This window comes from Vibrio sp. HENC-03 (assembly GCF_000305755.2).
GTDB lineage: Bacteria > Pseudomonadota > Gammaproteobacteria > Enterobacterales > Vibrionaceae > Vibrio > Vibrio owensii.
In genome coordinates this window covers 268,036-288,060 of the sequence record NZ_JH976064.1, presented here as the reverse complement: position 1 = coordinate 288,060, position 20,025 = coordinate 268,036, and the positions used below count along the sequence as shown (strand labels likewise).

The window sequence follows — 20,025 nt, the reverse complement described above, 5'->3', positions numbered from 1 at the left end:
AGGAGCTCATATGGATTTTGAACTCAACGAAGATCAACGTATGTTTGCCGACACTGCTCAGCAGTTTGCAGCAGAGCGTTTAGCGCCAATGGCAGCAGAGTGGGATGAGAAACAAATCTTCCCGAAAGACATTCTACGAGAGGCGGGAGAGCTTGGTTTCTTGAGCCTCTACACCCCAGAAGAGCAAGGCGGTTTGGGTTTAAGCCGTTTGGATGCATCCATCATCTTTGAGCAGCTCTCTATGGGGTGCACATCGACCACTGCATTTATGACCATTCATAACATGGTGACTTGGATGGTCGCGAGCTTTGCGACCGAAGAAGTAAAAGACGCGTTTTGCCCAAAACTCATTACGGGTGAATTCCTTGGATCTTACTGTTTAACCGAACCAAACGCAGGCTCGGATGCGGCGTCTCTGACGACTTCTGCGACTAAGCAAGGTGATAACTACATACTCAATGGCGGCAAAACCTTTATCTCTGGCGCAGGCGATACCGACGTTTTAGTCGTGATGGCGAGAACCGGCGATGCAGGTGCGAGAGGCGTATCCGCGTTTGTTGTCCCCGCCGATGCAGACGGCATTAGCTACGGACGTAAAGAGCCGAAAATGGGCTGGAACAGTCAGCCAACACGCGCGGTGACTTTCGATAATGTTTCTATTCCTACGTCACATTTGCTCGGTGAAGAGGGACAAGGGTTTGTGTTCGCCATGAAAGGTTTGGATGGTGGACGCATCAACATTGCTACTTGTTCTGTCGGTACGGCTCAGCAAGCGTTGAATCAAGCGGCGCAGTACATGCAAGAACGTAAACAGTTCGGCAAATCATTAGCTCAATTCCAAGCATTGCAATTCAAACTGGCAGACATGGCAACCGAGCTTGTCGCTGCTCGCCAACTGGTACGTTACGCCGCTAGCAAGTTAGACCGAGGTGACCCAGACGCCACGACTTATTGTGCTATGGCAAAACGCTTTGCAACCGATGTCGGCTTTCAAGTTTGTGACCAAGCACTGCAACTTTACGGTGGCTATGGCTACATCAAAGAATACCCAATGGAGCGCTATTTCCGTGATGTTCGAGTACACCAAATTTTGGAAGGTACTAACGAGATCATGCGGTTGATCATCGCGCGTCGATTGCTCGCAGAAGAGTCCGCATTGCTATAAGTGCAGCTGACAAGCTCAGCTTTTATTCATAAAGCTCAGGTCATTTTCACCAAGAAAGGATTCAGAGATATGTCACTAACAGAACAACAAACGATTCAACACACCATCAGCAATCATGTTGCGGTGGTGACCATGAACAACCCGCCCGCTAATACTTGGACGTCACAAAGTTTAACCGCGTTGAAAGAGCTAGTGCTGGCGCTAAACGACAATAAAGACGTTTACGCTCTAGTGCTCACAGGGAATGGTGAGAAGTTTTTCTCTGCAGGTGCAGACCTCAAGTTGTTTGCTGATGGCGATAAAGCGGTTGCGTTAGAAATGGCGCGTATCTTTGGTGAAGCCTTTGAAACGCTCTCTGCATTTCGAGGGGTTTCCATCGCTGCCATCAACGGCTATGCCATGGGAGGCGGATTAGAAGTCGCATTGGCGTGTGATATTCGTGTAGTGGAAGAGCAAGCCGTACTGGCACTGCCAGAGGCGAAAGTGGGCTTACTGCCTTGTGCTGGTGGTACGCAAAACCTAACCGCATTGGTCGGTGAAGGTTGGGCGAAACGCATCATATTGTGCGGCGAACAAGTCGGTGCAGCACAAGCGCGAGAACTTGGCTTAGCGGAAGAAGTGGTGGAAAAAGGTGGAGCGCTTAATAAAGCCATTGAGCTTGCAGAATCGGTTGCCAATCAATCGCCTCCTTCGGTAACCGCGTGCAAAGCGCTTATCCAAAACATGCGCTCAGCGCCACTCAAACATGGTCTGATTAAAGAGCGAGAACTGTTTCTAAACTTATTCGATACCGAAGATCAAACCGAGGGGGTTCGTGCCTTCTTAGAAAAACGTAAACCCAACTGGAAGAATCAATAGGAGGTCGCATGACAGGGAAAGTAACCATTAGCGAAATAGATTGCTTAGACGGCGTGCACCGAATTGGTATCGCGACGTTAGACAACACCGCTTCTTTGAATGCGTTGACTTACGACATGTTGGCAGAGCTCAACGACCAACTTATCGAATGGCAAGATGACCCTGATTTGGTGTGTGTCATCCTCAATGGAGCGGGTGAAAAAGCGTTTTGTGCAGGGGGCGATGTACGAACCATGTACCACGTCATGCACGAGAAAAGCAAAGAAGAGACCGCAGAGTTCTGTTCTAACTACTTCTCGCTCGAATACGAATGTGATTACCTAATTCATACCTACCAAAAGCCAATCATTGGCTGGGGAGAGGGCATTGTGATGGGCGGTGGCATGGGCTTATTTATGGGCACCAGCCATAGGGTCGTCACCCCTAAATCTCGTCTCGCGATGCCAGAGATCAATATCGGGCTTTATCCAGACGTAGGTGGCACTTGGTTCTTAAGCCAAATCGACCCAGAGGTAGGTTTGTTCCTTGGGTTAACCGGTGCAATGGTGAATTCAAGTGACGCTGTCACTATAGGGTTGGCGGAATGGTTGCTATTGGAAGAGCAATATCCGGCACTATTAGAAGAGCTGAAACAAGTGGACTGGAGCTCTGCCGATGCCAAATCGCATGTCAGTGCGTTACTTCAATTGATGGAAGATCAAGTCATCGACAGTAAGCCGACAACCCAGATTTGCCCTTATCTCGACCAAATTAAAGAAGCCTGCAAAGGCTATGACTTAAATCAGATTGCCCAACGTATTCAAGCAATGGAAGGCGAGACTCAATGGCTTGAGAACGCACAAAAATCATTTGTTGCGGGCAGTCCGATCACCGCACATATCTGTTTTAGACAAGTCAAAGAGTACCACCGCTTGTCATTGGCGGATTGTTTCCGTCTAGAGCTAACCTTGTCAGTTCGTAGCGCATTACTCGGTGAGTTTGAAGAGGGCGTGCGCTCTCGATTAGTTGATAAAGATGGCAATCCAAAATGGATGTTTAACAGCGTCAGTGAAGTCGATGAAAGCGTCATCGATAACTTGTTCACTTCTCTTTGGTCAGAAGAGGAACATCCACTTGCACAGCTAGGAAAATAAGGAGAAACAACATGAGTACCATTGCATTTATTGGCTTGGGCAACATGGGCAGTCCAATGGCACAAAACCTATTGGCGTCAGGGTTTCACGTGCAAGTGTTCGATGTGGATGTGAACGCGGCGAAGCAACTTGAACCATTTGGCGCAGTGGTTGCCAGTACTTTAGAAGAAGCCGTAGATGGCGCAGGAACCATCATCACCATGCTACCAGCAGGTGCACACGTGCGCGCGGTGTACTTAGGGGATTTACACGGTGGTGTCGGTCTGCTCAATATTGTGCAGGACAACGCATTGCTGATTGACTGTTCGACCATCGATCCAGATTCTGCTCGCTTAGTGGCGAACGAAGCTCAGAACAAACGATTGTTGTTTGTCGATTCTCCCGTCTCTGGTGGTGTAGCAGGCGCAAAAGCAGCAACGCTGACCTTTATTGTTGGTGGCTCGGACGAAGCCTTCTCCAAAGCCAATGCGATCTTGCAATATATGGGTAAGAACGTGTTCCACGCTGGGAAAGCGGGCGACGGTCAGATGGCAAAAATCTGTAATAACCTGATGTTGGGTATCTTGATGTCGGGAACCTGCGAGGCACTCAATCTCGGTATTGACCATGGTCTCGACCCGAAAGTCTTATCCAATATCATGCTGCAAAGCTCTGGTCGAAATTGGGCGTTGGAGCTCTATAACCCATGCCCCGGAGTGATGGATTCTGCGCCAGCGAGTAATCAATACAATCCCGGTTTTATGAGCAAGTTGATGCTGAAAGATCTTGGCTTAGGATTGGATGCGGCGCTGCAAACCAACTCTTCTGTTCCTATGGGCTCTTTGGCTCGTAACCTTTATGCATTCCATAACGCAGCAGGTCATGCAGAACTCGATTTCTCTAGCTTGTTTGAATTCTATAAGAACCAAAAGGGCTAAAAGAGAGATTCCCTATCAGGCGTTTAAACATGGAAGTTATCCAGTAATGGAGTACAGATATGGATTTAAAAAACAGTGTCATTGCAATCACAGGTGCGGGGCAAGGATTAGGGCAGATGATGGCGGTCAGCCTTGCTCAAGCGGGCGCGGATTTAGCATTGCTTGATGTTAACGAAACGGGACTGCTGAATACTCAAGAACAATGCCGGATGCTCAGTGCCAAAGCATTGATCTATCGACTTGATGTCACCAATGAATCTGAAGTAGAGGATACCTTTAATGAGATTCTTCAAGATTTTGGGCAGCTAAACGGCTTAGTTAATAACGCAGGGGTTTTGCGAGATGGATTGTTAGTCAAAGCCAAAGACGGCGAGATCACCAAGATGTCGCTTGAGCAGTTTAACCTAGTGATGAACGTCAACGTCACGGGCACCTTCTTGTGTGGTCGAGAAGCGGCAGTCAAAATGATCGAGAGTGGCTCGAAGGGTGCCATCATTAACATCTCCAGCGTGGCGAGAGCAGGCAATATTGGACAAACCAATTACTCTGCATCAAAAGCTGCCGTCGCAACCATGGCAACAACATGGGCAAGAGAACTCGCCAGATATGGTATTCGCTCTGCGGCCATTGCGCCCGGAGTCGTCAAAACGGCAATGGCAGAACAAATGAAACCAGAAGCCATAGACCGGCTGCAAAAGATGATACCCGTCGGTAGGATGGGGGAGACGAGTGAGATTGCTCATGCCGTGAAGTACATTCTTGAAAACGACTACTTCACAGGGCGAGTGCTCGAAGTGGATGGCGGAATGAGAATGTAGCATTGAGCCATTGGTTTCTGGTAGCGAGCGCTAGTTAAGTAGCGCTCGTTTCGTTTTAGTGAGTTCATTCGATTAACAATTGAACCAAATATCACTCTTAAAAAGCATTTGGTATTAATCTGGTAAATTAAATTGTCTAAGTAATCATTTGCTGAAGAAATGCCATGTAAATAGTATGTGAATTCATAACTATGATACTGGTCACGCTTTCCTTAATTCGTACTTTCTAATGTAGCTCACATTCTCGCGCCGAATACGCAACTGATTATTTTTCTCGTTTGTGTTGCTTAAGTCACTGTAAAGAAAAGAATATGCGCTGTAGTACGTTATTGTTGTGCACCTGTTTTGCTATTCCTTTATCAATATTAGCTTTCATAAATGGAACGTTAGTTTCCATCTGTGGCTAATGAGCTTTCCTCTTTCCCTCCGCATAATGCGCTCGAATGTAACAATGCATTTCAAAGTGTAACAATAAACTCACGTTGTGAGTGTGGTTTTAACCATCAAGCAACTTGATACCTCCCACCAAGAAGTCCATTGCTGCACAAGCTCAACACAAAAATATTCTAATGACCAAGACAACCAATCGCAGGGCTTGCTCTGTTGTTGGCTAACCATCGAGAAAGTTAATGGAAGCTTCAAGATACAAACGCATCTTAGCGAGGATAAGTTTGGCAGGAACCATTCTTATGCTTTCAGGGTGTAACTCTGCTCTACTTGATCCGAAAGGTAGTATTGGCGTTCAGGAAAAAGAACTGATCATTACAGCGCTTTTACTGATGCTGATTGTCGTGATCCCCGTGATTTTAATGACAATTTATTTTGCTTACCGCTACCGAGAGTCGAACACTGGCGAGGAATACGCACCAGAGTGGGCGCACTCGACCAAGATCGAAGTGGTGGTGTGGACGATTCCAATCATCATCATTGCGATTCTGGCAACCATCACTTGGCGTTCTACTCACGAGTTAGAGCCGTCCAAGCCCATCGCAAGTGACGTCAAACCCATCACCATTGAGGTGGTGTCACTCGATTGGAAATGGCTATTCATCTACCCAGAAGAGAACATTGCGACAGTGAACTATGTGGCGTTTCCGAAAGATGTTCCGGTTCAGTTCAAACTAACCTCAGATAACATCATGAACGCGTTCTTTATCCCGCGTCTCGGTACTCAGATTTACGCGATGCCAGGCATGGTGACCAAGTTAAATCTGATTGCGAACCACACTGGGGATTACAAAGGCTTTGCGTCCAACTACAGCGGTAAGGGTTTCTCGCAAATGAAATTTACCGCAGCAGCAATGGAAGATCGCACTGCATTCCTGAATTGGGTGCAACAAGTGAAAGCCAGCCCTGATCGAATCGAAGACTGGGAGCAATTCCGTGCGCTTGCATCACCAACGGTGGCGGAGCCTGTGAAGATGTTCTCTAGTATTCCACCATTTTTGTTCACCGACGTCGTGACCCAGCATCCGGGTTCAATGAACTGTTTGCCGGAAAATCTAGGATAATCGCAATGTTTGGAAGATTAACACTTGAATCAATCCCTTATCACGAGCCGATTATTGTCGTCACTCTAGCGGTGATCGCGATAGTTGGTTTGGCTGTCGTTGCGGCGATAACCAAAGCGGGTAAGTGGCAATACTTATGGAATGAATGGTTTACTTCGGTAGACCACAAAAAACTAGGCTTTATGTACATCGCCGTGGCAATGGTGATGTTGATTCGTGGCTTTGCTGATGCGGTCATGATGCGCAGCCAACAGCTGCTTTCTGCGGCAGGCGAGAGCGGTTATTTGCCACCACATCACTACGACCAAATCTTTACTGCCCATGGCGTAATCATGATTTTCTTCGTGGCAATGCCGTTGGTGATTGGTTTGATGAACATCATCGTACCGCTGCAAATTGGTGCGCGTGATGTGGCATTCCCTTACCTAAACAACCTAAGTTTCTGGCTGTTTGTTGTGGGCGTGATCCTCACCAATATGTCACTTGGCTTGGGTGAGTTTGGTCGTACTGGTTGGTTGGCGTATCCGCCGCTTTCTGGTATTGAGGCAAGCCCCGGAGTTGGGGTGGATTATTGGATATGGGCGCTGCAAATATCCGGTGTCGGCACCACGCTGACCGGCGTGAACTTCTTTGCAACTATTTTGCGCATGCGTACGCCGTCTATGCCAATGATGAAGATGCCAGTGTTCACGTGGGCTTCCCTGTGTGCCAATATCCTAATCATCATTTCATTCCCAATCCTAACCGTAACCATCGCGCTACTAACGTTGGATCGCTACATCGGTACGCACTTCTTCACCAATGACCTTGGCGGCAACGTAATGATGTACGTCAACCTGATTTGGGCATGGGGTCACCCAGAAGTGTACATCCTGATCTTGCCGATCTTTGGTGTCTTCTCTGAAGTAACCGCAACGTTCTCACGCAAGAAGCTGTTCGGTTACACCTCTCTAGTATGGGCGACCATCGTTATTACGATTTTGGCGTTCGTCGTTTGGCTGCATCACTTCTTCACCATGGGCTCAGGTGCAAATGTGAATGCATTCTTCGGCATCGCCACCATGATCATCTCTATCCCGACCGGGGTGAAGATCTTCAACTGGCTATTCACCATGTACAAAGGGCGAATCCGCTTTACCACGCCGATGATGTGGACGGTTGGTTTCCTGATTACCTTCTCTGTGGGTGGTATGACGGGCGTACTAATGGCAGTACCGGGCGCGGACTTTGTTCTGCATAACTCTGTGTTCCTGATTGCGCACTTCCATAACGTAATCATCGGTGGTGTGGTATTTGGTTGTTTCGCGGCAATCACTTACTGGTTCCCGAAAGCGACAGGTTTCACCATGAACGAAACATGGGGCAAACGTGCATTCATTTGCTGGATTGTTGGTTTCCTAATGGCGTTCCTACCGCTTTATGCACTGGGCTTTATGGGCATGACGCGTCGTCTAAGCCAAGACCTTAACCCAGAATACTTCCCATTGTTGGCAGTTGCTGCGGCGGGTACGGCAGTGATTGCGCTTGGCGTGGCTTGTCAGTTTATCCAAATCTACGTGAGTGTTCGTGACCGCGAGCAAAACCGTGACCTAACGGGTGACCCATGGGGCGGTCGTACCTTTGAGTGGGCGACGTCTTCACCACCGCCGTTCTACAACTTTGCGCACCTACCAAAAGGTGATGTCCTAGACGCGTTCTGGTACCAAAAGCAGAGTGGCGAATTCGATCCAACCAAAGAAGTGGAATACGAACGCATTCACATGCCAAAGAACACACCAACAGGTATTTATGTTTCTGCATGGGCATTGGTATTTGGCTTTGCGATGATCTGGTACATCTGGTGGCTAGCAGCAGCAAGCTTTGTTGGCATCATCGTTACGTGTATCCAACACAGCTACAACGACGACGTGGATTACTACGTTGAAGTAGAAGAAATCAAAGCGATTGAAGCGGAGCGTCGAGCTCAACTTGAAGAAGCGAAGAAAAACGAAGTGAAAGACAACGATAAGAAAGACGATCTGGAGGTGACTTATGCAAGCTAATGTTGCGGTTCACGACCACGATCATCACCATGATTCTGCCGGCATTAAGCTGTTTGGTTTCTGGATTTACCTAATGAGTGACTGTGTATTGTTTGCGACCTTGTTCGCGACTTACGCAGTACTAGAAAGCGGCTCTATTGCGGGTCCAACCGGTAAAGACATTTTCGAACTGCCTTTCGTGTTTGTAGAAACCATGTTGCTGCTGTTCAGTAGTATCACGTTTGGCTTCGGCATGATTGCGATGAAGCGTAAAGACGTTGCAGGGTTAAAGCGTTGGTTAAAAGTGACCTTCTTACTTGGTGCTGGCTTTATCGGGATGGAAGTGTACGAGTTCCATCACCTGATTGTTGAAGGCTACGGTCCACAAGAAAGTGCATTCCTATCTGCGTTCTTCACTTTGGTTGGAACGCACGGTCTGCACGTAACCTTTGGTTTGATCTGGCTAGCCGTGTGCTACCACCAACTTTCTACCAAGGGTTTGAACGATAACATGTCGATGCGATTCCAGTGCTTGAGCTTGTTCTGGCACTTCCTAGACATCGTTTGGATTTGTGTATTCACCATCGTTTACTTATTGGGGGTTATGTAATGGAACAACATCTAGATACAGGTGCCTCTGATTACGTAAAAGGCTTTATTGCGTCTCTGATCCTGACCCTGATTCCTTTCTACTGTGTGTGGGCGCAAGTGCTGCCAGATACCGCGACTTATGCTGTGTTATTTGGTTGTGCGATTGTGCAGATCTTCGTGCACTTTAAGTACTTCCTGCACATGGAAGTGAAAACGTCAGAAGGTCAGTGGAACGTGGTGTCACTGATGTTTACCGCCATTGTTGTGTTGATTCTGATCGCAGGATCGATCTGGATCATCTACAACATGAACGTCAACATGAAGTTGTAGGCTGGGGTATGCTGAAAAGTTATTTGTCTATTACTAAACCGGGCATCATTTTCGGCAACCTGATTTCTGTTGCGGCGGGGTTCTTCCTCGCCGCAAAATCAGAACCCGCTAACTTTCTGTTGTTGCTAACAACGTTAGTTGGCGTGGGGCTTGTGATTGCATCAGGATGCGTGGTGAACAACATCTTCGACCGCGATATCGACCAAAAAATGAAGCGCACGCAAAACCGTGAATTGGTGATGGGAAACATCAACATCGACGCGGCGTTTGTTTACGCTTTGGTATTGCTGCTTAACGGCACAGCGTTATTGTTCCAATTGGTTAATCCGCTCTCGGCTGTGGTTGTACTCTTGGGTTACGTGTTTTACGTCTTCTTCTACACCATGTGGTACAAGCGAAATTCGGTCTACGGCACTTTAGTCGGCAGCATTTCTGGCGCGGTTCCTCCGTTGGTGGGTTACCTTGCGGTGACGAACTACATCAGCTTAGAAGCGATTTTACTCTTCATTATGTTTTGTCTCTGGCAGATGCCACACTCTTACGCGATTGCGATGTTCCGCATGCAAGATTATCGCGATGCAGGCATTCCTGTTCTTCCCGTTAAAGAGGGCATTACCAAAGCCCATCAACATATGAAGGCGTACGTGGTGGCTTTTAGTGCGGTTGCTATTGGGTTGTTTATGCTGGGTGAAGCGGGTTACGAGTATTTAGCAGTCTCGGCAGCAGTGTGCTTTATGTGGACGCGGGTGACATTCCAAAAAGTGAATTACAACAACTACATCCAATGGTCCAAAGCGGTGTTTAAGGTGTCGTTATTGGTCGTAATGAGCATCAGCGGCGTGCTTGGTTTAGAGTTAATTCCATTGCCGTTTATTCATTAAAGGAAAGTAAATCTGAGTTAACGATTGATGACATCAGTAGTAGTGATGAGAACAAAACCAATGAATGCGGAATCGGTGATCTATCTCACCAAACCTTAATCCAGATTAAAGTTTTGCCGCAGTTTCGGCGGTAAGGTTCGCGTCGCTCATCGCACTGAACAGAAATTCAGAGAAGGAACAGCCATGCTTTGTGTATCGCTGTTCCTTTTTCGTTCCTGCTCGGTAGTGATGTATCTAAAAAGACAGATTATAAGAGGACTGGACTTGAGCATTTTGTTTTCAGAAGCCCGTATTGGCAACATGACACTAAAGAACCGCTTTGTACGTAGTGCAACGTGGGAAAATATGGCGACAGAAGACGGTCACATGACCGAGAAGCTGTACGACATTTATGAAGAACTTGCCAAAGGTGAAGTGGGTCTGATCGTTACTGGATATGCGAACATCGTAGAAGAAGAGAAGCCGAACGCAGGCATGATGGGGATCTACAACGACTCTTTCATCGATGAATACAAAAAGCTGACTGACCTTGTCCATGAGCACGACGCTAAGATCGTTATGCAGATCGCTTACGGCGGCACAAAAACGACCTTCAACGTTGGTGAGCGTGTGATTTTTGCTCCAAGTGAAGTGCCAGAGCGCGGCACCAAAACGGAAGGCAAAGCGATGACTCAAGATGAGATCGACTACATCGTTAAAGCATTTGCGCTAGCGAGCAAGCGTGCGCAAGATTCTGGCTTTGATGGTGTAGAAATCCACGCGGCGCACACGTACTTGATCAACCAGTTCTTAAGCCCATACTACAATCGTCGCGAAGACCAATACGGCGGCAGCCTTGAGAACCGCATGCGTTTCCTTATGGATATCTATGCCGAAACACGCAAGCTAGTTGGTGATGATTTCCCAATTCTGGTGAAACTGACAGCAACGGAATTCTTCGATGGCGGTTTGACGTTCGATGAAACGCGCATTGTTTGTAAGAAGCTAGAAGAAGTGGGCGTGGATGCGATCATTGTATCGGGTAACATTCATGGGAACGCAAGCACCATGGTAGGTGAATCGTTCGATGGTTACACGCTACAAGAAGAAGGCTACTTCCATGAATACGGTCAAGTGATCAGCCAAGATGTGAACGTACCGGTAATTACCGTAGGTGGCTTAAACGACTTCTGTGCGATTGAAGACTTGGCTGAAAACACCAAGATTCAATTCTTCGCGCTTTCTCGTCCGTTATTGGCAGAGCCACAATTGATCAAGCGCTGGAAAGACGGTAACCGCGCCGAAGTGGACTGCGAACGTTGCTCTAAGTGTCGCACCAAGCGCGGCAACTTCTGCGTGGTTTACAAGCGCAGAAAGTAACGTGTTCTGATGCATGAAATTTTAAAAAGCCCCTGATGTTTAACGTGTCAGGGGCTTTTTTAGTTGTGAGTTATGCTTATGCTGTTTCTACTTCTTCTTGGTAGTTCAAGTAGTGAATGCACAAATCATGAAACGCTTTTGCCTGAGGGGAAATGGTTCTATCCGTCAGGGTAAAGATACCTACCTGTCTTTCCAAAGGTGGATCGATTAGCGGAATCCAAACCAGCCGAGTTTCGTTGGTCGGGAACGCTAGTTTTGGCAAGGTGGTGACACCAATACCGAGCTCAAGTACGGAGAACAAAGACGTGATGTTTTCAACAGAATACAAAGCTTGTTCACTCAACGCGCGTGCAGGAGTGGGATCGAGTAGGGTGCAAGTTCCGTTTCGAATAAAAGGTTGTTCCAACAGCGTTTGCCACTCGATTCCTTCTGGATGCTGAGCAATAGGGTTATCCTTCAAACACACCACGCCAATGGGGTCAGAGATTAACGGGGTAAACTCGATACCGCCTTCGTCTAAATGTGATGGGTTACCCAGCGCTAAATCGACTTCGCCTGATAACAAACGCGCTTCAACCCCAGCGGCGTTATCATCAATCAAACTGACTTCTACGTTCGGGTGCTGTTCGCAGAATGCGCCGAGCACACTAGGAATCAACTTGGCTGCAACAGAAGGGACACTGGCGATGCGCACTCGACCTTGTTGTCCTGCGGCGGCGGCTTTTAGATCGTTATCAAGGGCGTTATAGATGTTGAGAAACTGAATGATCTTAGGCAGGCAGATCTCACCGAATGGAGTGAGTTTGGATTTATTGCCCGGCTCAAATAGGGTTTGACCGAGTATTTTTTCCAGTTCTTTGATTGACGTTGACAGCGCAGCCTGAGAACGATTCGCTCGATGTGACGCTGCTCTAAAACCACCTTCCTCGACCACCATCACAAAATGCTTTAATTGTTGAAGCTTGATACTCATGGCGAAACCTCTGCAATCCCTTTATTTACCTTAGTTTTAATAAGGTGATAGATTTTTCTTATCAAATGTAAAAAATTTACCGTTCGATTTATCGCCTGTCAATGTGCAGTATTTAACCATCTTGAAACAAGGTTGTTACAAAGGTTGAAAGGCACGTGAATACTTCTACGAAAAAATACCCAGTCAAAACCGCATTGTTTGCCTCTAAAGCGCCGCTGGAATGGGCAATTGTTAACAATGGCACGTTATACACCGCGCAAATCCCGATTGATGATACAGGTGCTGTCGTGGAAGGCGGTATCGAAGCCCAGACTCGTCAAACCTTTAATAATCTCGTTCACACGTTGGAGTGTGCAGGGGAGTCTTTAGATTCTGTTCTGCAGGTGCTGATTTATGTGACGGATCGTGAGTACTTAAAAACGGTTAACCAAGTCTACGCTGAGTATTTTGAAGCGCCTTACCCTAATCGCGCCGCTATGGTCGTGGCGGGACTAGCTCGTGAAGAGATGCTGGTGGAGTTTGTGGTTTACGCATCAGCGAGTCAGCCAGAGTAAAGAATAATAATCAAAGCCTCATTACTGGGCTTTGTCAGTGAGATCAGTGAGCTGGTGGCGATCACCAGACGTCAGGAAGAATAAGGACAGAGCAATGACTTTTATTAATAATGTTCAAGCAGAGAAATCTCTCTACATTGCAGGCGAATGGCAATCTGGCATTAATACGGTTGCGAACATTAACCCTTCAGACATCAGTGAGAACTTAGGCGATTTTGCTCAGGCGAGTGAAGGTCAAGTAGAGCAAGCCATTCAAGCCGCCAAAGTTGCGCAGCCAGAGTGGGAAAAAACGCCGATTGAGCGCAAACAAGCGGTTTTGCAGGCGATTGGTGATGAGTTGATTGCTCGTTGTGATGAGCTTGGCACGCTGCTTTCACGTGAAGAGGGAAAACCTTTTGCTGAAGGCCGCGGTGAAATCTACCGCGCCGGTCAATTCTTCCAATATTTCGCGGCGGAAGTGCTGCGTCAAATTGGCGATAACGCAGCTTCTGTCCGTCCAGGCGTTTCCGTTGAGGTCACTCGTGAAGCTGTTGGCGTTATCGCCATCATTTCCCCTTGGAACTTCCCAACCGCTACGGCTGCATGGAAAATCGCGCCAGCGCTTGCGTTCGGCAACAGCGTAGTATGGAAGCCCGCTAACCTAACACCTGCTAGTGCGGTTGCACTGACTGAGATTATTCATCGTCAAGGATTACCAGCAGGCACGTTCAACCTTGTGTTGGGCAGTGGTTCGCAAGTGGGTAACACGCTTATCAACTCGAAAGACGTAAATGGTGTGAGCTTTACTGGCTCTGTTGATACCGGACGCAAAGTAGCGGCAGCAACGGCACCGAATTTTGTGCGCTGCCAGTTAGAGATGGGCAGTAAGAACGCACTTGTGGTTGCCGATGATGCAGACATTCAAATCGCAGTTGAAGCAACCATAGCAGGCTCTTTCTCTGGAGCAGGTCAGAAGTGTACCGCGTCTTCTCGCCTTGTCGTCATGGATGGTATTCACGATGCCTACGTTGAAGCACTGATCAAACGTATGAGCGAGCTTAAAGTCGGCCACGCATTAGAAGAAGGCGTTTTCATGGGACCCGTTGTGGATGGAAACCAATTGAATGCCAACTTCGAATGGATCGAGAAAGCACGTCAAAGTGGTGCGGAGTTAGCGTTCGGTGGCGAGCGTTTGAACTTAGAACATGACGGTTTCTACATGTCACCAACCCTTTTCCTCAATACGCAAAACAGTTGGGAAGTGAACCAAGAAGAAGTGTTTGCGCCAATGGCAAGCGTGATTCGAGTTTCTGACTTGGACGAAGCCATTGCTGTAGCAAACGATACTCGCTTTGGGTTGACGGGCGGCATCATCACGCAAAGCCTCCGTAATAGCGCCATCTTCAAACAACAAGCTCAAACTGGTTGTGTCATGGTCAACCTACCAACCGCAGGAACGGATTATCACGTGCCGTTTGGTGGTCGTAAAGAGTCGAGCTTTGGTCCACGCGAGCAAGGTCAATACGCAAAAGAATTCTACACCGTGGTGAAAACCGCTTATCAACGTCCTTACTAAGTGAAATAGGGCAGCCGAGCATTCCGCTGCCCAACCTTAAAGGCTCATTAACGTTTAAGGAGTGGTTATGTTCCAACAACGGATTGTGATTGATGGATTGCAGTACTGCAATTGGGATCGAGAATACTTCCAAACGCTGAAGGCGAGCGGTATTACGGCTGTGCATGCGACGATTGTTTATCATGAGAATGCACGCGAGACCTTAACTCGCTTTGCCGAATGGAACCTGAGATTTGAACAAAATGCAGACCTTATTATGCCTATTTACTCGATGACTGACGTCGAGAAAGCAAAAGCAGAGGGTAAGGTTGGCGTCTTTTTTGGTGCGCAGAATTGCTCTCCAATTGACGATGAAATCGGCTTAATAGAAGTCATGCGCCGTCAAGGTTTGCTGATTATGCAGTTGACCTATAACAACCAAAGCTTGCTGGCGACAGGATGCTATGAGCAGAACGACTCTGGTGTCACGCGTTTTGGTAAACAAGCCATCGAAGAGATGAACCGTGTCGGGATGATCATCGATATGTCCCACAGTGCAGAGCGCTCAACGTTGGAAGCGATTGACCTTTCTTCACGTCCCATTTGTATTAGTCACGCGAACCCAACGTTTGCTCATGATGCTCTGCGCAACAAATCGAACAAGGTCATTAAAGCGCTCACCGAACGTGGCGGCTTGATTGGCTTTAGTCTTTACCCATTCCATCTTCCAAACGGAAGCCAATGCACGCTAGAAGATTTCTGCCAAATGGTCGCGAAAACTGCCGATCAGTTCGGTGTGGATCACTTAGGCATCGGCAGTGATCTTTGTTTAAACCAACCACAGCAAGTGCTTGAGTGGATGCGCAACGGTCGTTGGTCCAAAGCAATGGACTATGGTGAAGGCTCCGCTAGCAATGCGGGGTGGCCTGATGCTTTGCCTTGGTTTAGTGGCAGTAAAGGGATGGAGAACATTTACAACGGCTTAATGCGTCATGGATTCAGTGAATCCGAGGCAGGAAAAATCCTGGGTGAGAACTGGTTTAACTTCCTTGAAGAAGGGCTGGAGGCGAGCTAGGTCGTAACCCAAATAAACATGGAATAGCTCGCTCAAAAAATAATAACAAGGCGAGTGTTAAAGTCACTTTTTGTAGCCGTTATGGCAGCTGCAATAAACCTCTGGAGTCAGAGTATGTCTGATCTAACCAATAGCATGAAAGCTTCAACGATGAGCGTGTCATCAAAGAAGCAACAAGCAAAACACAACGACACTTCAGCAACGGAAAATTCACCGGATAAGTTAGGGTTAAGTAACCCGGCACTTTGGTATAGCGGTGGCTTTATTGCCTTGTTCGTCGCTATCGCGCTTTACGATGGAGAGTTGCTATCAACGTTAGTTAATACGGGATTTGCGTGGTCAGTAAAAGTCTTCGGCCCGTACTGGCAGATACTGCTTCTTCTCACTTTTCTTATTGGTCTTGGCTTGGCTGCAGGGCGAACAGGCAAGGTGATTTTAGGCGGAACAACGAAGCCTGAAATGGATGGTTTTCGTTGGATGGCAATCATCTTCTGTACGCTTTTAGCTGGCGGCGGCGTATTTTGGGCGGCGGCAGAGCCTATCGCGCACTACGTGAGTCCTCCACCTTTGTATGGTCCGCAAGACAATCCTCAGCAAGGTGCCATTAATGCGTTGTCACAGTCGTTTATGCACTGGGGTTTTCTCGCGTGGGCTATTGTTGGCAGCTTAACGTCTATCGTGGTCATGCATTTACACTACGATAAAGGACTGCCGTTAAAACCTCGCATCTTGCTTTATCCAGTGCTGGGTGAGCGAGCGCTAAAAGGTCAAACGGGTGCGCTGATTGACGCATGTTGCATCATCGCCGTAGCGGCTGGAACCATTGGACCGATTGGGTTCTTAGGTTTACAGGTTAGCTACGCGTTAAATGCATTGTTTGATATCCCTGATGGCTTTACCACACAGTTGATCATCATCTTATTTGCGATTGTGTTGTACACCGTATCAGCTTTAAGTGGCTTAAACCGCGGCATGCAAATGCTGAGCCGCTACAACGTGATTCTCGCGTTAGTGTTGATGGTTTATATCCTTCTATTTGGTCCAACAGATTTTATCTTCAATGGTTATATTCAAGGCGTGGGTACCATGCTGGATAACTTTATCCCAATGGCAACTTACCGTGGTGATGAAGGTTGGTTGAGCTGGTGGACAGTATTCTTCTGGGGCTGGTTCTTGGGCTACGGACCGATGATGGCAATCTTCATTGCACGTATCTCTCGTGGTCGCAGTATTCGTCAAATTATCTCGACGATCAGCATTGTTGCTCCGCTTACTACATGTTTTTGGTTCACCATTGTTGGTGGTTCTGGCTTAGCGTTTGAAATTGCGAACCCAGGCAGTGTGAGTGCAGCATTTGAAGGCTTCAATTTACCGGGCGCGTTACTCGCAGTGACTCAACAACTGCCAATGCCGCTACTTGTTTCAATCTTGTTCTTGATTTTGACCACGATCTTCATCGTCACTACCGGTGACTCAATGACGTACACCATCAGTGTTGTGATCAGTGGTGAGACAGAACCAAATGCGATTATTCGTACTTTCTGGGGAGTGGCTATGGGTATCACGGCGTTGATTCTCATCTCACTTGGCTCTGGTGGTATATCAGCCCTGCAATCCTTCATCGTGATTACAGCCGTTCCAGTGTCATTAATTCTGTTACCGTCACTTTGGAATGCACCGCAGATCGCTATGAAGATGGCGAAAGAGCAAGGGCTATAACAACGGTTATAACAAAAAGATCAAACCCAATAACGTGGCGCTTGTGTGGGTGAATCCTCCCCACACCCGCACAAGCCCTTATTCTTACAATAAAAAATAGGTGGTGAGCAAAATGGATGCACATCGTTCTACTTACACTGAAACAACACTTCGCAACGCTGCAATTGTGATGGCGCCAGACAGGCTAGGGGCTATGCACCAAAATCGAATCAGCTTTGTGCGAAGTTTGATCCGAAAAATGGCGAGTCAGGAATGGCGAGTGAGCAAGCATGAGTGGCAATTGTGTCCACGCGGTTTTGGTCATGTAATTTACAAATTAGCGACGCCGGAACATATTTATCACTTGGTTGTGTTTTGCGATGAAATTGCTGATGAAGAGCGTAACGACCGAGTCATTGCTGAAAAATGGGACGTAACCTTTGCGCTGGTCAAAGGTGAAGTTAATGTTGAGTTGTTAGAGCAACTTCGAGCCAATGTGCCTTTGCAAGAAGCGGGGCGCAATCCAAACAACGTGCTTGTTCTTGCTCGTGCGAATAAGAGTGTTCGTGTGTTTGAACACATTGTGAATGCGCTTTCTAAAGGTGAGCAGCCAGAGCCTTCGGAACTAGCAGAAGTGGGTTACATCCTAAGAACCACCGCCGTTTATGGTAACGGTAAATTTGGTATTGCCGATTTTAAACTGCTGGAGAACAACCCTGATTTCAACCAATCGTTCAGTGCACAAATGTGTGCCGTTTATATGCTGCGTGAATTCAGTTTAGATTGGGTTCATTACCTTGCTGCGAAAAAAGGCGGAGATAATGCAGTTGCACTTCACAAAGGCCTGCAGCACTATCTTGGTGTGGGGAATGCAACTGGTTTGGGTATGGCGCCATATTTAATCAACCATCCATGTATTGTCGACCAATGGATGACATCACGTGAGCGTGCTATTGCCAATGTGCTTGCCATGCCATGTGAATCTACCGAGTTAGAGCTGCCGTTAAAAGCCCTGCTTAAAAAAGCACAGCGACACTTAGAGCAAGTGATAACAATCAATGAACATCAAGATCAGCTTAATCATCAAGCGATTGCGGATCTCCAAGCGCTACAAATTAACTTAAATGCTTTGATGGCAGAGCACTCGAATTGGGCAAGCTTGATCAAACAAACCACAACCATGAGTTTGGAAGCCCAAGAAATCCTAACTTCATGTTTGATCGAGCTTTACCCGTCTTTGGTTGATGAATTTGAAAACCAAATGAACACCGATGAGTCACTCTCTATTCCTGGTGGTAAAAGCGTTCAAGATGTTTTGCAAATACTAGAGAGCAAATACCGTTGGTCAATCGATGCCGACTACACGTTACCAGAGAACAATTATTGGTTCTGGTATCGCTCACAAGACAAAGAAGAACCGAGACTAGGCATTCGTGGGGAAGAAATCGGTGAAGAACGTGAGTTGCCACTCGATATAGGGCGACAAGTAAACCGCCTCTACCATGCGCTGCAAACGTGCCAGCCAGAAACATCGTTGGCGGAGTTCTTACTGCAGCATCCGCAGTATCGTGCAATCACTCGTCGTGTATGGACGCTCGGCAATCGAGAAATGGGCGATATCCAGATGAATGTACTACGTGAAGACGCACTACCGATGCATCTACTACGCTGTAAGTTAGCAATCTTTGGTGCGACTAAGTTTGATCCGCGTTCAGACCGATGGGTGCGCGTGACCTTTTTCCAAGGCGCACCATTGCTTGATGAGATTCAGGACCCGCGTTTCAGCGATACGTGGATTTTCCCAACCATGCCAGAGCGTGAAGAAATCGCGCAAAGCGACAATCAAAAAATCACTGGAGGTTTTGCATTATGATCGTTTCGCATAACGAGCTGGTAGCAGCAGTAAACAAAGCTTTTCTTGGTATGCGCCGTCATTGCGGTGAAGCCGATGTGATTGCCAATATGGTTGCGGATCTGCAAATGGTGGGTTTGCACGGGGTGCGTCACTTCAACAACGCCAGCCTGTTTCTCAACTTAGATTCAGATTGCGCGGTCACTATTACGAGTAACACCGACTCTCATATCGAAGTCGAGTTACACAATGGCAGTATCGCCTGTCATTTACCGGCGGTGTTGGATTTTGCGCTTGAGAAAATGGTCAACAGCAAGAGCGTCACCATCACACTCAAACAATGCCACAATCGTTGGTTAGCGTTTAGTGAGCTAGTTAGGCTATCTGCCAAAGGCATTGCGTGCCGTGCTCAGTGGGTTAATGGCACTAGCCCAAAGCGAACCTTGTATGTGTTAAACCGTGGGCGGATTGCACCAGAGGTATTCTTTTCTGATCAGATTGAAGACAACAGTACCGATTATCACAGTATGACGATAGAGCTTGCCGTAACGGATTTTGATATCGAAGCAAGTTCACAAGGTTACGCAATTCATATTGATGGAGATGAACTGAATCGTGCACAGAAAACGTCGTGGGAAGAGGGTATCTTTGTTGAAGACGCAGAATGGGAAGCTCTTAAACAAACTGCCACAGTCTTCCTTGTTGAGAACAGTGAACGCTCGGTACAAGGCGCGGGCGAATTAGCCTGATATTGA

General features: G+C 47.4%; 18 protein-coding genes. 17 read left to right on the top strand and 1 reads right to left on the bottom strand.

Annotated elements, in window-relative coordinates; translation table 11 throughout:
• Positions 1–10 precede the first annotated feature (10 nt).
• The 11 genes from VCHENC03_RS21865 to VCHENC03_RS21915 all read left to right on the top strand — a co-directional run bounded on the left by VCHENC03_RS21865 (position 11) and on the right by VCHENC03_RS21915 (position 11,584).
• The gene (locus tag VCHENC03_RS21865; RefSeq protein WP_009704655.1) at positions 11–1,165 is read left to right on the top strand and encodes an acyl-CoA dehydrogenase family protein; all 1,155 of its coding nucleotides are present in this window, start codon (positions 11–13) and stop codon (positions 1,163–1,165) included.
• A 69-nt stretch (positions 1,166–1,234) separates the two neighbouring features.
• Positions 1,235–2,023 carry an enoyl-CoA hydratase gene (locus VCHENC03_RS21870; protein WP_009704654.1) on the top strand — a complete coding sequence of 263 codons (789 nt, stop codon included), beginning with the start codon at positions 1,235–1,237 and terminating at the stop codon, positions 2,021–2,023.
• A gap of 8 nt (positions 2,024–2,031) precedes the next feature.
• The gene (locus tag VCHENC03_RS21875) at positions 2,032–3,156 is read left to right on the top strand and encodes an enoyl-CoA hydratase/isomerase family protein (RefSeq protein ID WP_009704653.1); all 1,125 of its coding nucleotides are present in this window, start codon (positions 2,032–2,034) and stop codon (positions 3,154–3,156) included.
• 11 nt (positions 3,157–3,167) lie between these two features.
• Positions 3,168–4,073 (top strand): 3-hydroxyisobutyrate dehydrogenase, encoded by a 906-nt coding sequence (gene mmsB / locus VCHENC03_RS21880; protein WP_009696177.1) that lies wholly within the window; start codon positions 3,168–3,170, stop codon positions 4,071–4,073.
• A gap of 59 nt (positions 4,074–4,132) precedes the next feature.
• Positions 4,133–4,891 (top strand): SDR family oxidoreductase, encoded by a 759-nt coding sequence (locus VCHENC03_RS21885; RefSeq protein WP_009704652.1) that lies wholly within the window; start codon positions 4,133–4,135, stop codon positions 4,889–4,891.
• Positions 4,892–5,520: 629 nt separating this feature from the next.
• A complete protein-coding gene (cyoA, locus tag VCHENC03_RS21890) occupies positions 5,521–6,402 on the top strand; it encodes a ubiquinol oxidase subunit II (RefSeq protein ID WP_078609229.1) in 882 nt (293 codons plus the stop codon).
• Between the two features lie 5 nt (positions 6,403–6,407).
• Positions 6,408–8,444: a cytochrome o ubiquinol oxidase subunit I gene (cyoB, locus tag VCHENC03_RS21895; protein WP_009704651.1), complete on the top strand. Its 2,037-nt coding sequence runs from the start codon at positions 6,408–6,410 to the stop codon at positions 8,442–8,444.
• On the top strand, positions 8,434–9,033 hold the full coding sequence (gene cyoC, locus VCHENC03_RS21900) for a cytochrome o ubiquinol oxidase subunit III (protein ID WP_005451611.1): 600 nt from the start codon (positions 8,434–8,436) through the stop codon (positions 9,031–9,033). The genes cyoB and cyoC overlap by 11 nt, the downstream gene beginning before the upstream one ends.
• Entirely contained in the window at positions 9,033–9,344 is a 312-nt protein-coding gene (cyoD, locus tag VCHENC03_RS21905; protein ID WP_009704650.1) for a cytochrome o ubiquinol oxidase subunit IV, read from the top strand. The genes cyoC and cyoD overlap by 1 nt, the downstream gene beginning before the upstream one ends.
• 8 nt (positions 9,345–9,352) lie before the next feature.
• The gene (gene cyoE / locus VCHENC03_RS21910) at positions 9,353–10,225 is read left to right on the top strand and encodes a heme o synthase (RefSeq protein ID WP_009704649.1); all 873 of its coding nucleotides are present in this window, start codon (positions 9,353–9,355) and stop codon (positions 10,223–10,225) included.
• A gap of 264 nt (positions 10,226–10,489) precedes the next feature.
• Entirely contained in the window at positions 10,490–11,584 is a 1,095-nt protein-coding gene (locus VCHENC03_RS21915) for an NADH:flavin oxidoreductase (protein ID WP_009704648.1), read from the top strand.
• A 76-nt stretch (positions 11,585–11,660) separates the two neighbouring features.
• Here the strand turns inward: VCHENC03_RS21915 and VCHENC03_RS21920 are convergent, their stop codons facing one another.
• Entirely contained in the window at positions 11,661–12,557 is an 897-nt protein-coding gene (locus tag VCHENC03_RS21920) for a LysR family transcriptional regulator (protein ID WP_009704647.1), read from the bottom strand.
• A 155-nt stretch (positions 12,558–12,712) separates the two neighbouring features.
• Here VCHENC03_RS21920 and VCHENC03_RS21925 point away from each other — a divergent pair, with 155 nt between their 5' ends.
• The 6 genes from VCHENC03_RS21925 to VCHENC03_RS21950 all read left to right on the top strand — a co-directional run bounded on the left by VCHENC03_RS21925 (position 12,713) and on the right by VCHENC03_RS21950 (position 20,019).
• Positions 12,713–13,111 (top strand): RidA family protein, encoded by a 399-nt coding sequence (locus VCHENC03_RS21925; protein WP_009704646.1) that lies wholly within the window; start codon positions 12,713–12,715, stop codon positions 13,109–13,111.
• Positions 13,112–13,205: 94 nt separating this feature from the next.
• Positions 13,206–14,666 (top strand): aldehyde dehydrogenase family protein, encoded by a 1,461-nt coding sequence (locus VCHENC03_RS21930; protein WP_009704645.1) that lies wholly within the window; start codon positions 13,206–13,208, stop codon positions 14,664–14,666.
• A 67-nt stretch (positions 14,667–14,733) separates the two neighbouring features.
• Entirely contained in the window at positions 14,734–15,720 is a 987-nt protein-coding gene (locus tag VCHENC03_RS21935) for a membrane dipeptidase (RefSeq protein WP_009704644.1), read from the top strand.
• 150 nt (positions 15,721–15,870) lie between these two features.
• A complete protein-coding gene (locus tag VCHENC03_RS21940) occupies positions 15,871–17,439 on the top strand; it encodes a BCCT family transporter (protein ID WP_370445504.1) in 1,569 nt (522 codons plus the stop codon).
• Positions 17,440–17,551: 112 nt separating this feature from the next.
• Positions 17,552–19,291 carry a hypothetical protein gene (locus VCHENC03_RS21945; protein WP_009704643.1) on the top strand — a complete coding sequence of 580 codons (1,740 nt, stop codon included), beginning with the start codon at positions 17,552–17,554 and terminating at the stop codon, positions 19,289–19,291.
• Complete coding sequence (locus VCHENC03_RS21950) at positions 19,288–20,019, top strand: DUF3726 domain-containing protein (RefSeq protein WP_009704642.1); 732 nt, start codon at positions 19,288–19,290, stop codon at positions 20,017–20,019. The genes VCHENC03_RS21945 and VCHENC03_RS21950 overlap by 4 nt, the downstream gene beginning before the upstream one ends.
• The last annotated feature ends 6 nt before the right edge of the window (positions 20,020–20,025 follow it).

Bases quoted from the DNA above. Each gene is read 5' to 3' on its own strand.
- cyoB (WP_009704651.1), top strand. From the start codon at position 6,408: ATGTTTGGAAGATTAACACTTGAATCAATCCCTTATCACGAGCCGATT.
- VCHENC03_RS21935 (WP_009704644.1), top strand. From the start codon at position 14,734: ATGTTCCAACAACGGATTGTGATTGATGGATTGCAGTACTGCAATTGG.
- VCHENC03_RS21870 (WP_009704654.1), top strand. From the start codon at position 1,235: ATGTCACTAACAGAACAACAAACGATTCAACACACCATCAGCAATCAT.
- VCHENC03_RS21940 (WP_370445504.1), top strand. From the start codon at position 15,871: ATGAGCGTGTCATCAAAGAAGCAACAAGCAAAACACAACGACACTTCA.
- VCHENC03_RS21865 (WP_009704655.1), top strand. From the start codon at position 11: ATGGATTTTGAACTCAACGAAGATCAACGTATGTTTGCCGACACTGCT.
- VCHENC03_RS21920 (WP_009704647.1), bottom strand. From the start codon at position 12,557: ATGAGTATCAAGCTTCAACAATTAAAGCATTTTGTGATGGTGGTCGAG.
- VCHENC03_RS21945 (WP_009704643.1), top strand. From the start codon at position 17,552: ATGGATGCACATCGTTCTACTTACACTGAAACAACACTTCGCAACGCT.
- VCHENC03_RS21875 (WP_009704653.1), top strand. From the start codon at position 2,032: ATGACAGGGAAAGTAACCATTAGCGAAATAGATTGCTTAGACGGCGTG.
- mmsB (WP_009696177.1), top strand. From the start codon at position 3,168: ATGAGTACCATTGCATTTATTGGCTTGGGCAACATGGGCAGTCCAATG.
- cyoE (WP_009704649.1), top strand. From the start codon at position 9,353: ATGCTGAAAAGTTATTTGTCTATTACTAAACCGGGCATCATTTTCGGC.
- VCHENC03_RS21885 (WP_009704652.1), top strand. From the start codon at position 4,133: ATGGATTTAAAAAACAGTGTCATTGCAATCACAGGTGCGGGGCAAGGA.
- cyoC (WP_005451611.1), top strand. From the start codon at position 8,434: ATGCAAGCTAATGTTGCGGTTCACGACCACGATCATCACCATGATTCT.
- cyoA (WP_078609229.1), top strand. From the start codon at position 5,521: ATGGAAGCTTCAAGATACAAACGCATCTTAGCGAGGATAAGTTTGGCA.
- VCHENC03_RS21930 (WP_009704645.1), top strand. From the start codon at position 13,206: ATGACTTTTATTAATAATGTTCAAGCAGAGAAATCTCTCTACATTGCA.
- VCHENC03_RS21950 (WP_009704642.1), top strand. From the start codon at position 19,288: ATGATCGTTTCGCATAACGAGCTGGTAGCAGCAGTAAACAAAGCTTTT.
- cyoD (WP_009704650.1), top strand. From the start codon at position 9,033: ATGGAACAACATCTAGATACAGGTGCCTCTGATTACGTAAAAGGCTTT.